This is a genomic window from Phaeovulum sp. (assembly GCF_041596715.1).
GTDB lineage: Bacteria > Pseudomonadota > Alphaproteobacteria > Rhodobacterales > Rhodobacteraceae > UBA6213.
In genome coordinates this window covers 1-13,139 of the sequence record NZ_JBFHIA010000067.1, presented here as the reverse complement: position 1 = coordinate 13,139, position 13,139 = coordinate 1, and the positions used below count along the sequence as shown (strand labels likewise).

Sequence of the window (13,139 nt, the reverse complement as noted above, 5' to 3'; positions counted from 1 at the left end):
CGAACCCTTGCCGAACGACTTGGTGCCCACCACGATCGCACGGTGATGATCTTGCAGCGCGCCGGTGACGATTTCCGAAGCCGAGGCAGAGCCGCCATTGATCAGCACCACGATCGGCTTGCCCAGCGCCAGATCGCCCGGCGAGGCGTTGAAACGCTCGCTCAATGCCGGGTCGCGGCCGCGCGTAGAGACGATCTCACCCGCATCGAGGAAGGCGTCAGACACCATCACCGCCTGCGTCAGCAAACCGCCGGGGTTATTGCGCAGATCGATCACAAAGCCCGAAACGTTGTCGATGCCGCCCAGATCGGCGATGCCCGTGGCGATGCTTTCTTCAAGGTTGGCATAGGTCTGATCGTTGAAGGTGGAAATGCGCAGCACCACCGCCTTGCCTTCGGTGCGGCCCTTGACCGCGGTCAGCTTGATCGTATCGCGAATGATCGACACGTCGAAAGGCTCGGAACGACCCTCTCGCACCACGGTGATGATGATCTCGCTGCCGACCGGCCCGCGCATCAGTTCCACCGCCTGATCGAGCGTGAGTCCCAGCATCGACTCGCCATCGACATGGGTGATGAAGTCACCCGCAAGGATGCCTGCGGCGTCTGCCGGGGTGCCATCCATCGGCGAGACGACCTTGACGAAGCCTTCTTCCTGCGTGACCTCGATGCCAAGCCCGCCAAAGCTGCCGCGGGTCTGCACCCGCATATCGGCATAATCGTCGGGAGGCAGATAGCTGGAGTGCGGATCGAGCGAGGTCAACATGCCGTTGATCGCCGCCTCGATCAGCTTTTTCGAGTCAACTTCTTCCACATAATCCGCCCGGATCCGCTCGAAGATAGAGCCGAACAGGTCAAGCTGTTCGTAGACCGACGAAGGCTGTGCCGCCTCTTGCGCCACCAGCGGGCCTGCGAACTGCGTCGTCAGAAGCGCCCCGGCAACTGTGCCGCTCAACGCGGCGATCACGAATTTCCTCATCATCTACCCCTGGTCCTTGCCTGTCATCGTGAACCACTCTGCCGGGTCCACGGGCGTCTTGCCCTGTCTCAGTTCCAAATAAAGCGTTTCGCTACGCCGAGCGCCACCGCCGATTTGCGTCGCTTGCCCGATTTCCGCCGATGCAGAGCCTGTGCCGCCCATCAACCCTAGGGGCGCTCCTGCCGAAACCACATCGCCGGTTTCGCCAAATACCGTGCCCAGCCCGGCGAGAATCAGAAGATAGCCTGTCGCGGGTTCGACGATCATCACATTTCCGTAGTCGAGCAGCGGCCCGCGGTAGCGAATTGTTGCAGGCCACGGCGCGGTGACAAGTGCACCCGCTTCGGTGCCGAAAATCAGTCCGGGGCGGCGAATACCCGCAGCATCAGCCTCGTTCATGCCGCGCAAGAGCGTGCCGAGCACCGGAAGCGGCAATCCACCCTTGGCACCGACGAAATCGGCCATCGGCGCGCCGATATCGGTTTCCATGTCGGCCAGACCCTGCGCGAAGCCGTCCAGCGTTTCGGTCGCGGCCACCAGCACCTGCAATTCTTCGGGCTCTTGCAAATAACGCCGGGGCAGATCGCCACGCTCTGCCATCGCTTGGCTGAGCGCGGTGCGCGCCTCTTGCGCCGAAGCAAGCCCCGCCGCAAGCGTTTCATTCGCGCCTTCCTGTAGGGTGCGCAATGCGGCCAGTTCCTCCAACTCGCCGCGCAGCGCATCGGCGCGCGCCTGCAAAGCGGGTGCCACATCCGAAAGAATCATCCCGGTCCGCGCGGCGGAAAGCGCGCCATCGGGATGCAGCAGCAACGACGGAGCTTCGCTGCGCTCGATCGCAGCCATTGCCGCCAGTAAACGACCGATCTCTTGCTGGCGCGCGGCGAATCCAGAGGCGATTTCCGCCTCGCGCACGGCCACCTGCCGCATACCTTCGCGCAGTGCCGCAAGCCCGCGCTCGTAAGCGCCGATGGTGGCGGTCAGCGCCGCAACACGGTCCGAGGCTCGCTGGGCTGCATCCAGCGCGCCGATCGTGCCGCGCAATTCGTCCGCCGCATCGCGCGCGGCTGCAACCGCCACCGGTTCGGCCGCGGCGGCACCGGTTGCGAGTAGCAAAGACAGTGCAAGCGCCAGACGCATCAATGCACGATCAGGCTTTTGCCCGTCATTTCTGGCGGAAGCGGCAGGCCCATCAGATCAAGCAGCGTCGGCGCAAGGTCGGCAAGCCGCCCGCTGCGCAAACTGGCACCCGCAGGCCCGCCCACCAGCACCACCGGCACCGGGTTGGTGGTATGCGCGGTGTGCGGCCCCCCGGTCACCGGGTCGATCATGGTTTCGCAATTACCGTGATCGGCGGTCAGCACCATTGCCCCGCCCGCCTCTTCCAGCGCCTCCAGCACACGCCCCAGATCGCGGTCGATTTCTTCGCAGGCGGCGATGGCAGCGGGCAGGCTGCCGGTATGGCCCACCATGTCTGGGTTGGCATAATTGACCACGATCAGATCATACCCTTGGGCAATTGCCGCAACGAACTGCTCGGTCACTTCGGGGGCCGACATTTCGGGCTGCATGTCATAGGTGGCAACTTTGGGTGACGGGGCCATGAAGCGCGCCTCGCCGTCCTCTGGCGTTTCGCGCCCGCCGTTCAGGAAAAACGTCACATGCGGGTATTTCTCGGTTTCAGCCAAACGAAACTGGCGCAACCCGTGCTTTGCCACCCAAGCGCCCAGCGTATTTACGATCACCTGCTTGGGGTAAGCCGCCGTCATATAGGCGTCATGCGCGGCAGAATAATCGACCATCCCCAGCATCGCCGCCCATTTTGGCCGCACCCCCACCGAGTAGGCAGAAAAACCCGGCTCGCCCACCGCCTGCAAGATTTCACGCGCCCGGTCGGCGCGGAAATTAAGGCAGAAAAACCCGTCGCCATCCTTGGCGCCCGCATAGGGCGCAATCACGGCGGGCGCTATGAACTCGTCGGTTTCGCCCCGCACATAGGCGGCCTTGACCGCCGCAACCGCATCGGGTGCTGCCTCGCCCACACCGTGCAGCATCGCCTCGCTGGCGCGCGCGACACGTTCCCACCGCTTGTCGCGGTCCATCGCCCAATAGCGGCCAATCACCGTGGCCACGCGCGCGCCCTTGGGCAAGCCCGCCACCAGATCGGTCATGAATCCGGCGGCCGAACTGGGTGCCACGTCGCGCCCATCGGTAATCGCGTGCAGCACCACCGGCACCCCGGCATCCGTAACCGCTCGGCAGGCGGCCAGAACGTGGCCGATGTGCCCATGCACGCCGCCATCCGAAATGACGCCCATCAGATGCGCGGTGCCGCCACTGGCCTTGAGCTTTTCGACAAAGGCCAGAAGCGGCGCGTTATGAAAGAACGATCCGTCCTCGATCGCCAGATCGATCGCGCCAAGGTCCATCGCCACCACCCGGCCCGCGCCGATATTGGTGTGCCCCACTTCAGAATTGCCCATCTGCCCGGCAGGCAGGCCCACATCATGTCCGTGGGTAAGCAGCGTGGCATGGGGGTTGTTGGCCATCATGCTGTCGTAGTTCGGTGTATCGGCCAGAAGCGGTGCGTTGCCCTCGCGCTCGGCCCGCTGGCCCCAGCCATCGAGAATGCACAGCACAACGGGTTTTGGCGGGGTCATCTGGCGCTCCTAGCAATATCGTGCCCTTTTACGCGCCCGGGCCTCGCCCGGCAACCGCGGCGCCCGCCGTCATTGTGCAAATCTGCGTGCGCGTGCGCGCATCGTTTGGGCCACGGGTTCTTGCTATCATGGCACGAGTGTTCGGCGCAGGAAATGCGCGCACAAAGCGCGCCCTCCGGCAACCTTTGCAAAGACCACGAACTGGCGGGCTTTCTAGCGCAGCGCCGCCTGCGCCCGGATTTCGGCTTTTGCATCACCCTTGCCGCCAGCCCGGCGCGGCGGTTGATCCGGCGAGGGGCGGCTGGGATGAGGTGTGAGGAAATGTTACCAAACCTTTAACGGGCTTTGTTTTTTTGTTGTTTTACAATGGCTTGCCTATCGTATCACGCGTGATACTCCACCTGCCGAACACATGTCCGCAGCCGCGGGCGAGGCGAACCGTTCGCCCCACCATCCGCGTTCAACCGCAGCCCCAGCAGCGGGTTAAGCCAACCCTTCAGAACTGAAGGTTGTATTTCTTGCCGCGATTGTCAGTCGCTTCGCCAAATCCGTGCGGCGGGTTGCCGGGTTTGATCTTCATCGTCACGTTCAACACGCGGCCCATGTTGCCCACCAGAACCGCCGAGCCTACCGCCAGCCCACTTGTCTGGACCGTCTGCCCCGTAACCTGCGGCCCTAGAAAGGTCTGTTGCGAGTGTTGAAGAACCTGGGTTTCCATCATCGCGGTATAAGTGCCCGCAAAAACCTCGCCATTGCGCGGGTCAGTCGCGGTGATCTTGCCCGAGCCCGTCGTTACTTCGATCTCCATCGGCAACACCGCACCATCCGAAAGCGAGGTCAGCGTGCCCGGAATCATCGTACCAAAAGTATTCGGCACGGTTGCGCAAGCAGTCAGCGCAAGCATGGCAACCAACAAAAACTTTTTCATGTTTTCAGGCTCCTCCGTCGAAGAACTTGTGCAGGTGGGACGGTTTCCCGCCACCCGCGCGGAGCGCGGTCGCAGGCCGCGAGCCGAAGAGTCGGCATCTCACCCGCGGTTCAATTCTGGCACCTTTGTGATGACCCCGATAGCAAGATAGCTGGCGTCATTTTGGCGCACCCGGTTGCCCGGATGGCCTAAGAAATCAAAGCATAAATGCCACTTGTCCGGTGCCCGTCACGCCCGATGGTATGGCCCGCCCGCCAGTATCGTTGCCGCCCGGTAAAGCTGTTCGGCCAGCATCACGCGGGCCAGCATATGCGGCCAGACCATGCGCCCGAAGCTGAGGCTGAAATCGGCGCGGGCCCGCAAGGTGGGCGCGAGGCCATCTGCCCCGCCAATCACGAAAGCCACGTCTTGCCGCCCGGCATCGCGCCAGTCGGCAAGTTTGCCCGCAAACTCGGGTGAGCTGAGCAGCCCACCGCGTTCGTCGAGCGTTACCAGCAGCGCCCCAGAGGGTGCGGCGCGTTCCAGCAGCGCCGCCTCGGCCTCCATGCCGCCGCCCTTCTTGTCTTCCACCTCCAGCACCTGCGCCGGGCCCAGCCCGAGGCTGCGCCCGGCCTTGCCGAAGCGGTCGAGGTAATCGGCGATCAGATCAGCCTCGGGCCCGGCACGCAGCCGACCCACGGCAGCGATCGCCACGCGCATCAGGCAGCGCCCGGCCCAGCCATCGGCGAAGGTACGCCCAGCCACAGCTTTTCAAGCTGGTAGAACTCGCGCACTTCGGGCCGGAACACGTGAACGATCACTTCGCCCGCGTCGATCAGCACCCAATCGCCCTGTTCCTTTCCTTCGCTTCGGCAGACAAGCCCCAGCTCGGCCTTGAGCCGTTCCATCAGCTTGTCGGCAATCGCGGCCACTTGGCGCGAGGAACGGCCCGAACAGATCACCATGAAGTCAGCCATCGAAGAGCGCCCGCGCAGGTCGATCTGCACCACGTCCTCTGCCTTGTCATCCTCGATCGAGGCGATGACGCGGGCCAGAAGATCGGCGGCGGTATAGTCGGCTTCGGCTTGCGCCGGGCGTGGGCCGACCGGCAGGCCGGTCGCGGGATCAGAATGAGTCAGGACCAAGTCCTCCAGCTATCGCGCCATCATCCCCCGGCGCCGGGCACTCCCTTGCTAGCATCGAGATACCAAAATCTCAACACCGGGGACCGGACCCGATAGCGGACCGCCGCCCCCGCCGCAACCCCCGCCGCGTATTGCCTGCAAGCTAAATCCCGCGTAGAAGGCCGCCATGATCCGCTTTTTCGACATGGACGACCGCGCCCGCCTGCCTTGGCGGTTTTTCGGCGAAAGCCGGACGATACGCGCACGCGCCTGACCCGGCCCCCGCCGGGGTCAAACCCATGCCGCCCGTTTCCCCTTTCCGCCAGCTAGCGAGAATTCCATGACCGGCCCGAAAACCCTCTATGACAAGATCTGGGATGCCCACGTCGTTTCCACCTCGGACGACGGCACCTGCCTGCTTTATATCGACCGCCACCTCGTGCACGAGGTAACCAGCCCACAGGCTTTCGAGGGCCTGCGCCTTGCAGGGCGCAAGGTGCGCGCACCCGAAAAGACCATCGCAGTGCCCGACCACAACGTGCCCACCACGCTTGACCGCGTATCGGGCGTGATTGCAAACGAGGAAAGCCGCATCCAAGTTGACGCGCTTGACAAGAACGCACGCGATTTCGGCGTGGTCTATTACCCGGTTTCCGACGTGCGCCAAGGCATCGTGCACATCGTCGGCCCCGAGCAGGGCTGGACCCTGCCGGGCATGACCGTGGTCTGCGGCGACAGCCACACCGCCACGCACGGTGCCTTTGGGGCCTTGGCGCACGGTATCGGCACCTCGGAGGTAGAGCACGTTCTGGCCACGCAGACGCTGATCCAGAAGAAATCGAAGAACATGAAGGTCGAAATAACCGGCCATCTGCGCCCCGGCGTGACCGCGAAAGACATCACGCTGAGCGTGATCGGCGCCACCGGCACCGCGGGCGGCACAGGCTATGTGATCGAATATTGCGGCACCGCCATCGAAGACCTTTCGATGGAGGGCCGCATGACGGTCTGCAACATGGCAATCGAGGGCGGCGCGCGCGCCGGGTTGATCGCGCCTGACGAAAAGACCTTTGCCTATGTCATGGGCCGCCCGCACGCGCCCAAGGGTGCGCAGTGGGAAGCAGCGCTCAACTGGTGGAAAACGCTGAAAACCGATGAGGGCGCGCAGTTCGACAAGGTGGTGACGCTGCGCGGCGAAGACATCGCCCCGGTCGTGACTTGGGGCACCAGCCCCGAAGACGTGCTGCCGATCACTGGCACCGTCCCCGCCGCAACCGACTTTAGCGGCGGCAAGGTCGAGGCCGCCGAACGCAGCCTTGCCTATATGGACCTGACGCCTGGGATGAAGCTGACCGACATCAAGATCGACACGGTGTTCATCGGCTCTTGCACCAATGGCCGGATCGAGGATTTGCGCGCCGCAGCGGCAATTCTGAAAGGCAAGAAGATCAAGCCAGGGCTTCGCGCCATGGTGGTGCCGGGATCGGGCCTTGTGCGCGCGCAGGCCGAAGAAGAGGGTCTGGCGCAGATCTTCATTGATGCCGGTATGGAATGGCGCCTTGCCGGGTGCTCGATGTGCCTTGCGATGAACCCAGACCAGCTTTCGCCCGGCGAACGTTGTGCCGCGACCTCGAACCGCAACTTCGAAGGCCGACAGGGCCGTGGCGGGCGCACCCACCTGATGAGCCCTGCGATGGCGGCAGCCGCGGCGATCACCGGGCACCTCACTGACGTTCGGGAGATGATGTAATGGATAAGTTCACCACCCTCACCGGCATTGCCGCGCCTATGCCGCTGGTCAATATCGACACCGACATGATCATCCCGAAACAGTTTTTGAAAACCATCGCCCGCACCGGCCTTGGCAAAAACCTGTTCGACGAGATGCGCTTTACCCAAGATGGGGCCGAAATCCCCGGTTTCGTGCTGAACCAGCCGGCCTATCGCAAGGCCGAGATCCTTGTTGCGGGCGACAATTTCGGCTGCGGCTCATCGCGCGAACATGCGCCTTGGGCGCTTTTGGATTTTGGCATCCGTGCGGTGATTTCCACCTCTTTCGCGGACATCTTCTACAACAACTGCTTCAAGAACGGCATCCTGCCGATCGTGCTGCCAGCCGAGGCGGTGGCCACGCTGATGGCAGACGCGCAAAAGGGTGCCAACGCGCGGATGAGCGTTGACCTTGAGGCACAAACGGTGACCAGCTCTGACGGCCAAGAGTTTCACTTCGAGGTTGATGCTTTCAAAAAGCACTGCCTGCTGAACGGACTCGACGATATTGGCCTGACGCTGGAAAAAGTAAGCGCCATCGACTCATTTGAGGCACAGGCGGCACAGGCGCGACCCTGGGTCTAAAAACCGCTTCAAACACAACATCTTGGGCCGCCGGGTTGGAAATGACCAAGGCGGCCTTTTTATTGCACCGAGTTTGATGCAATGCCGCACCAGTTGCTTCGTCAAAAAGCCCCATTGGAAACACTATAGTTAACAAGATGTTGCCACGGCAAAGCAAATCGGGCATTTTCATGGCCAAAATGAGGCAGACCGCCTTAATCGGCGGAAAAGAAACGGCAATAGGGGCGCGGCGTTACGCAGTCCCCGGGCAAGGCAAGGGATAGGGCCAGTGGTCAGTCGGCTGACAGGGGTGTTTTTGCGTGCCGTGCTTGTGGCGCTGGTCGTCGCTATGCCGGCCCTGATGCTGCCGGGCCTGGGCCCGGATACAAGGCAGATCACCGCGCTGATCGCGGTGTTTGGTGCCCTGCTGACGTTTTTCGAATATGCCTCTGTCTACCCCGGTCTGGTCGAGTTCCGCGACGCACCGCCCTTCAACCGCATCCGCTTCATCGCACTTCTTGCCAGCGTGTTCCTGTTGACCACCTTGATGCTCAACACGACCGACCCCACGACGCTCAGCCGCTTTGTCGAGGCAACGGGGGCGGCGGTCGCGCGCTCTATCGACCTGCCCTATAGCCCGGTGCGGTTGCTGGTGCTGATGCTGCCGCCTGACAGCAGCCCCGAGCATATTTCACTGGTGCGCACTGCCGCAGGGCTTAGCTATGTCATTTCGCTGACATCGCTCGGCTTCTTTGTCGTGATTTTGCGCACCATGGGGTGGCCGAATAGTAGCGGCGGCTTCAACGTCTGGGTGAACCTTCCGACGTTCGACCCCACCGCTGGCGCCGATGTTGTTACACGGCTGCGCCGCGATGCAATGCTGAACGTCGCGCTTGGTTTTCTGTTGCCTTTCCTTGTTCCTGTGGCGGTGAAAACCGCGGCCAGCGTGTTTGAACCGATTTCTTTCACATCGCCGCAAACCCTGATCTGGACCATCACCGCTTGGGCCTTCCTGCCGGCCAGCCTGTTCATGCGAGGGATCGCCATGGGCCGTGTTGCCGAAATGATCGAGGCGCAGCGACAGTCGGGCGACCGGCCCAAAGACGTGCTGGCACGCGCCTGATGCGCATTTGGGTTGTTGTCGCGGCAGCCCTGCTCGCGCTTCCTGCGGGTGCCGAGACGCTGCGCATTGCCACCTTCAACGCCGATCTCAGCCGCGATGGGCCGGGGCTTTTGTTGCAAGACCTGCGGCGCGGCACCTCGGGGCAGATTGCCGCCGTGGCTGAGGTCATTGCATCTGTCTCGCCCGACGTTTTGTTGCTGACCGGCGTGGATTGGGACCACGACCTGCTGGCGCTTTCTGCGCTCGAGGCAAATCTGGCGGCTTTGGGCGCAGGCTATGGCTACCTTTATGCGCCGCGCCCCAATGCAGGCGTCCCCACCGGGTTTGATCTGAACGGCGACGGCCGGCTAGGCGGGCCGCGCGATGCGCAAGGCTATGGGCGCTTTACGGGCGAGGGCGGCATGGCACTGCTAAGCCGCCTGCCCATCATGGCCGATGAGGCGCGCGATTTCACATCGTTTCTCTGGCGCGATCTGCCCGATGCGCTTTTGCCCGGTGCGGGTTTGAAACCCGAGATCACATCCGCTTTGCGGCTTTCAAGCATGGGCCATTGGGATGTTCCGCTGCGCTTGCCATCGGGCGAGGCACTGCATGTGTTCGCGTTTCTGGCCACACCGCCGGTGTTCGATGGGCCGGAAGACCTGAACGGGCGGCGTAACCATGACGAGGCTGCATTCTGGCTGCGCTACCTTGAAGGCGCGCTGCCGCTACCGCCGCCATCTGCGCCCTTCGTGCTGCTTGGCGATGCGAACCTTGACCCGGTTGATGGCGAAGGGCGGCCCGAGGCACTGCGCGCGCTGCTTTCGCACCCCGGCCTGCAAGACCCCCGCCCAACAAGCGAGGGTGGCAAAATTGCCGCCACCGTTCAGGCAGGGCCGAACAGGGCGCAGGCAGGCGACCCTGCGCTTGATACCGTGGATTGGCCCGAAACTGGCGATCTGGGCAATCGCAGGGTCGATTACGTGCTACCCTCGGCGGACCTTGCGGTAAGCGGCTCTGGCGTCGTCTGGCCCGCACCGGGCGCACCGCTGGCCGAGGCCGCAGCCGCAGCATCACGGCACCGGCTGGTCTGGGTCGATATCGAATTGCCCTAGCGCGCCGAGCGGGGGTTAAAGCCCGCGCGCCACCAAATGCTCGTCTACCACCTGCGCCAGCTTTTTGGCAGCAAAGTCGGGCACAAGGCGCGCAAAATCGCTGCCGTCGATGCTGTGGGGCGTGTCGTACAGATAGCGCATCTCGCCCAACTCTCGGCCCATTTCCCAGAACGGCGCGGCAAGCCGCAGCGCCCACCACGGAAACTGCTTGAGCGTTACGGGCCGCTGCAAACGGCGCGCCGCCTCTGCCGCAAGTTCGTTTGCAGAAAACGTCAGCCCGGCAAACCCGATGTCGTTGAACGCAGGCAACGTGGGCAACTGATCGGCCAGCGCCACTACCCCGCGCCCCAGATCTGAAAGCTCTGCCCATGCATGGGGCGCGTCAGGCGCGCCAAGTGCGGTGATCTTGCCCTTGGCAATGCCGTTGAGCATCAGGATATTCATAATCGTTCCGGGGTTCGATGCCGAAACAAAGTCGCCCGCCCGAAAGATGATCGCCTTCTGGCCACGATCTGCCGCATCGCGATAGCGCGCCTCCATCTCGGCCCGGATCTGACCCTTGCGCGCCACGGGGCGGTGCGGTGTGCCAGCGCCCCAAGGCCCGGCCTGCTTGCCAAACACATAGACGTTGCCCGGCACCATAATGGCCGCGCCGCTGGCCTTGCCAGCCGCCAGAACCGAAGTGGTAATTTCGGGAATAAGCGTTGCCCACGCATGGTATTTTGGCGGATTGAGGCCGTTGACTATCAACTCTGCACCCGCAGCAGCCGCTGCCATGTCGGTGCCGCGCTGATACCGCGCGACTTGCCAGCCCGCCGCCGCAAGTGCCGCCGCCGCAGCGCCGCCAAAGTTGCCACCCGCGCCCAGAACCAATGCTTTCTTGCTACGCATCACTCGCTCCGTTGTTGCTGGCACTAAAATCGGCCTTTTGCGACTGTTTTTCCATTGCCCGAAAATGCCCATCTGGTATTCATTTATGAATGACCATTGCGCCCGCCGATTGGACCCTGTTGCGCAGCTTGCTGGCGGTGGCCGAGGCAGGCTCGCTATCGGCTGCGGCGCGCGAGCTTGGCCTCAGCCAACCCACGCTTGGTCGCCATGTTCACGCATTGGAAGCCAGTCTTGGCCAGCCGCTGTTCACCCGCGTTGCCGACGGATTGCAGCCAACGCAAGCAACGCTGGCCCTTTTGCCCCACGCCCGCGCCATGCGCGAGGCGGCCGAGCGACTGGCGCTGGCGGCGGCGGCGCGAAACGCGGGGTTGGCGGGGGCGGTGCGCATTTCCGCCAGCCGGATCGTTTCACACCATTTGCTGCCGCCGATCCTCGCGCGGCTGCGCGCAGCGCACCCTGAAATCCAGATCGACCTAACCGCGTCGGACACAAGCGAAAACCTGATGTTCCGCGAGGCAGACATTGCAGTGCGCATGTATCGCCCGACCGAGCACGAGGTAGCAGCCCGCCATGTGGCCGATCTGCCCGTCGGGCTTTATGGCGCGCGCAGCTACCTCGACCGCGCAGGCCGGCCCGACTCTGTCGAGGCGTTGATGCGGCTGGCTTGGGTGGGGTTTGATCGATCAGACACGATTTTACGCACGATGGCATCTATGGGCATCAAGGTTGATCGCAGCTTCTTTGGCACCCGCTGCGATGACCAACTGGTGTATTGGAACCTTGTGCGGGCCGGTTGCGGTGTGGGGGGTATGCAGACGCGCGTCGGCGATGCCGACCCGCTGCTTGAACGCATCGCCGCCTTCGTCGATCTGCCACCGATGCCGATCTGGCTGGCGGTGGCCGAGCCGTTGCGCGCCAACCCGCGTGTGCGCCTTGTGCTCGATGCTTTGGCCGCGGGTTTTCGCGCCCCGCTTGACCCCGCGCCCGCCATTGGCTAGGCCGCTGGCAACCCGTTTTTTTCAGGAGCATTCGATGGCAAACCCGTCCCTTCTCATCCTCGCCGGCGACGGCATTGGCCCTGAAGTCATGGCAGAGGTGAAAAAGATCATCGGCTGGTATGGCAGCCGGCGCGGCGTGCGCTTTGATGTATGCGAAGATCTGGTCGGCGGTTGCGCCTATGACAAATACGGAACCCCCCTGCACGACGACACCATGGCCAAGGCGCAAGCTGTCGATGCGGTGCTGCTGGGGGCCGTGGGCGGGCCGAAATACGACAACCTCAATTTCAGCGTAAAGCCCGAACGCGGGCTGCTGCGGCTGCGGAAGGAGATGGATCTGTTTTCCAACCTGCGCCCGGCGCAGTGCTTTGACGCGCTGGCCGACTTTTCGTCGCTGAAAAAGGAAGTCGTTGCGGGCCTCGACATCATGATCGTGCGCGAGTTGACCTCGGGCGTCTATTTCGGCGAACCGCGCGGTATCTTCCCTGATAACGAGGGTGGGCGCGTCGGCATCAACACCCAGCGCTACACCACCGACGAGATTCGCCGCGTCGCCCGTTCGGCATTCGATCTGGCGCGCAAACGCGGCAACAAGGTCTGCTCGATGGAGAAGGCCAACGTCATGGAATCCGGCATCCTCTGGCGCGAGGAAGTGCAGTGGGTGCACGATAACGAATACCCCGAAATCGAACTCAGCCACATGTATGCCGATAACGGCGGCATGCAGCTGGTGCGCAACCCCAAGCAGTTCGACGTGATCGTGACCGACAACCTCTTTGGCGATCTGCTTTCGGATGTGGCCGCAATGCTGACCGGCAGCCTTGGCATGTTGCCCTCGGCCAGCCTTGGTGCGCCGATGGCCAACGGCCGCCCGAAGGCCCTTTACGAGCCCGTGCATGGCTCTGCCCCCGATATTGCGGGCCAAGGCAAGGCGAACCCGATCGCCTGCATCCTCAGCTTCGCGATGGCGCTGCGCTATTCCTTCGACATGGGCGCCGAGGCCACCCGGCTAGAGCGCGCGGTCGAAAAGGTG

The 13,139-nt window shown here is 63.3% G+C and carries 13 protein-coding genes; 6 read left to right on the top strand and 7 right to left on the bottom strand.

Annotated features, from left to right (window positions below):
- The 6 genes from ABY403_RS06550 to rsfS all read right to left on the bottom strand — a co-directional run.
- On the bottom strand, positions 1-978 hold a 978-nt coding region (locus ABY403_RS06550; protein WP_372839950.1), incomplete at its 3' end, for a S41 family peptidase.
- A 3-nt stretch (positions 979-981) separates the two neighbouring features.
- Positions 982-2,115: a murein hydrolase activator EnvC gene (locus ABY403_RS06545; protein ID WP_372839954.1), complete on the bottom strand. Its 1,134-nt coding sequence runs from the start codon at positions 2,113-2,115 to the stop codon at positions 982-984.
- Positions 2,115-3,635 carry a 2,3-bisphosphoglycerate-independent phosphoglycerate mutase gene (gene gpmI / locus ABY403_RS06540; RefSeq protein ID WP_372839948.1) on the bottom strand — a complete coding sequence of 507 codons (1,521 nt, stop codon included), beginning with the start codon at positions 3,633-3,635 and terminating at the stop codon, positions 2,115-2,117. Before gpmI ends, ABY403_RS06545 begins: the two co-directional genes overlap by 1 nt.
- 496 nt (positions 3,636-4,131) lie before the next feature.
- Positions 4,132-4,563 carry a hypothetical protein gene (locus ABY403_RS06535; protein WP_372839946.1) on the bottom strand — a complete coding sequence of 144 codons (432 nt, stop codon included), beginning with the start codon at positions 4,561-4,563 and terminating at the stop codon, positions 4,132-4,134.
- A gap of 228 nt (positions 4,564-4,791) precedes the next feature.
- A complete protein-coding gene (rlmH, locus tag ABY403_RS06530) occupies positions 4,792-5,262 on the bottom strand; it encodes a 23S rRNA (pseudouridine(1915)-N(3))-methyltransferase RlmH (protein WP_372839952.1) in 471 nt (156 codons plus the stop codon).
- Entirely contained in the window at positions 5,262-5,696 is a 435-nt protein-coding gene (rsfS, locus tag ABY403_RS06525) for a ribosome silencing factor (protein WP_372839951.1), read from the bottom strand. Before rsfS ends, rlmH begins: the two co-directional genes overlap by 1 nt.
- 310 nt (positions 5,697-6,006) lie before the next feature.
- Here rsfS and leuC point away from each other — a divergent pair, with 310 nt between their 5' ends.
- The 4 genes from leuC (at position 6,007) to ABY403_RS06505 (ending at position 10,217) form a co-directional block, all read left to right on the top strand.
- Positions 6,007-7,416 carry a 3-isopropylmalate dehydratase large subunit gene (leuC, locus tag ABY403_RS06520; protein WP_372839945.1) on the top strand — a complete coding sequence of 470 codons (1,410 nt, stop codon included), beginning with the start codon at positions 6,007-6,009 and terminating at the stop codon, positions 7,414-7,416.
- Positions 7,416-8,021 (top strand): 3-isopropylmalate dehydratase small subunit, encoded by a 606-nt coding sequence (gene leuD, locus ABY403_RS06515; RefSeq protein ID WP_372839944.1) that lies wholly within the window; start codon positions 7,416-7,418, stop codon positions 8,019-8,021. The genes leuC and leuD overlap by 1 nt, the downstream gene beginning before the upstream one ends.
- A 268-nt stretch (positions 8,022-8,289) precedes the next feature.
- Positions 8,290-9,123, top strand: coding sequence for a hypothetical protein (locus tag ABY403_RS06510; protein ID WP_372839942.1), 834 nt, complete (start codon positions 8,290-8,292; stop codon positions 9,121-9,123).
- Entirely contained in the window at positions 9,123-10,217 is a 1,095-nt protein-coding gene (locus ABY403_RS06505) for an endonuclease/exonuclease/phosphatase family protein (protein ID WP_372839941.1), read from the top strand. The genes ABY403_RS06510 and ABY403_RS06505 overlap by 1 nt, the downstream gene beginning before the upstream one ends.
- 15 nt (positions 10,218-10,232) lie before the next feature.
- On the opposite strand, the gene ABY403_RS06500 is transcribed toward ABY403_RS06505, so the two are convergent.
- Positions 10,233-11,108, bottom strand: coding sequence for an epimerase (locus ABY403_RS06500; RefSeq protein WP_372839940.1), 876 nt, complete (start codon positions 11,106-11,108; stop codon positions 10,233-10,235).
- An 89-nt stretch (positions 11,109-11,197) separates the two neighbouring features.
- Between ABY403_RS06500 and ABY403_RS06495 the strand changes: the two genes are divergently transcribed.
- Positions 11,198-12,106 carry a LysR family transcriptional regulator gene (locus ABY403_RS06495; protein ID WP_372839938.1) on the top strand — a complete coding sequence of 303 codons (909 nt, stop codon included), beginning with the start codon at positions 11,198-11,200 and terminating at the stop codon, positions 12,104-12,106.
- A 34-nt stretch (positions 12,107-12,140) separates the two neighbouring features.
- Positions 12,141-13,139 (top strand): 3-isopropylmalate dehydrogenase (gene leuB / locus ABY403_RS06490; protein WP_372839937.1); only part of this gene is annotated, 999 nt, incomplete at its 3' end.

Excerpts from the sequence above, each read along its gene's own strand:
- gpmI (WP_372839948.1), bottom strand. The coding sequence starts at position 3,635 with ATGACCCCGCCAAAACCCGTTGTGCTGTGCATTCTCGATGGCTGGGGC.
- ABY403_RS06505 (WP_372839941.1), top strand. The coding sequence starts at position 9,123 with ATGCGCATTTGGGTTGTTGTCGCGGCAGCCCTGCTCGCGCTTCCTGCG.
- rlmH (WP_372839952.1), bottom strand. The coding sequence starts at position 5,262 with ATGCGCGTGGCGATCGCTGCCGTGGGTCGGCTGCGTGCCGGGCCCGAG.
- ABY403_RS06495 (WP_372839938.1), top strand. The coding sequence starts at position 11,198 with ATGACCATTGCGCCCGCCGATTGGACCCTGTTGCGCAGCTTGCTGGCG.
- ABY403_RS06545 (WP_372839954.1), bottom strand. The coding sequence starts at position 2,115 with ATGCGTCTGGCGCTTGCACTGTCTTTGCTACTCGCAACCGGTGCCGCC.
- ABY403_RS06500 (WP_372839940.1), bottom strand. The coding sequence starts at position 11,108 with ATGCGTAGCAAGAAAGCATTGGTTCTGGGCGCGGGTGGCAACTTTGGC.
- ABY403_RS06535 (WP_372839946.1), bottom strand. The coding sequence starts at position 4,563 with ATGAAAAAGTTTTTGTTGGTTGCCATGCTTGCGCTGACTGCTTGCGCA.
- leuD (WP_372839944.1), top strand. The coding sequence starts at position 7,416 with ATGGATAAGTTCACCACCCTCACCGGCATTGCCGCGCCTATGCCGCTG.
- leuC (WP_372839945.1), top strand. The coding sequence starts at position 6,007 with ATGACCGGCCCGAAAACCCTCTATGACAAGATCTGGGATGCCCACGTC.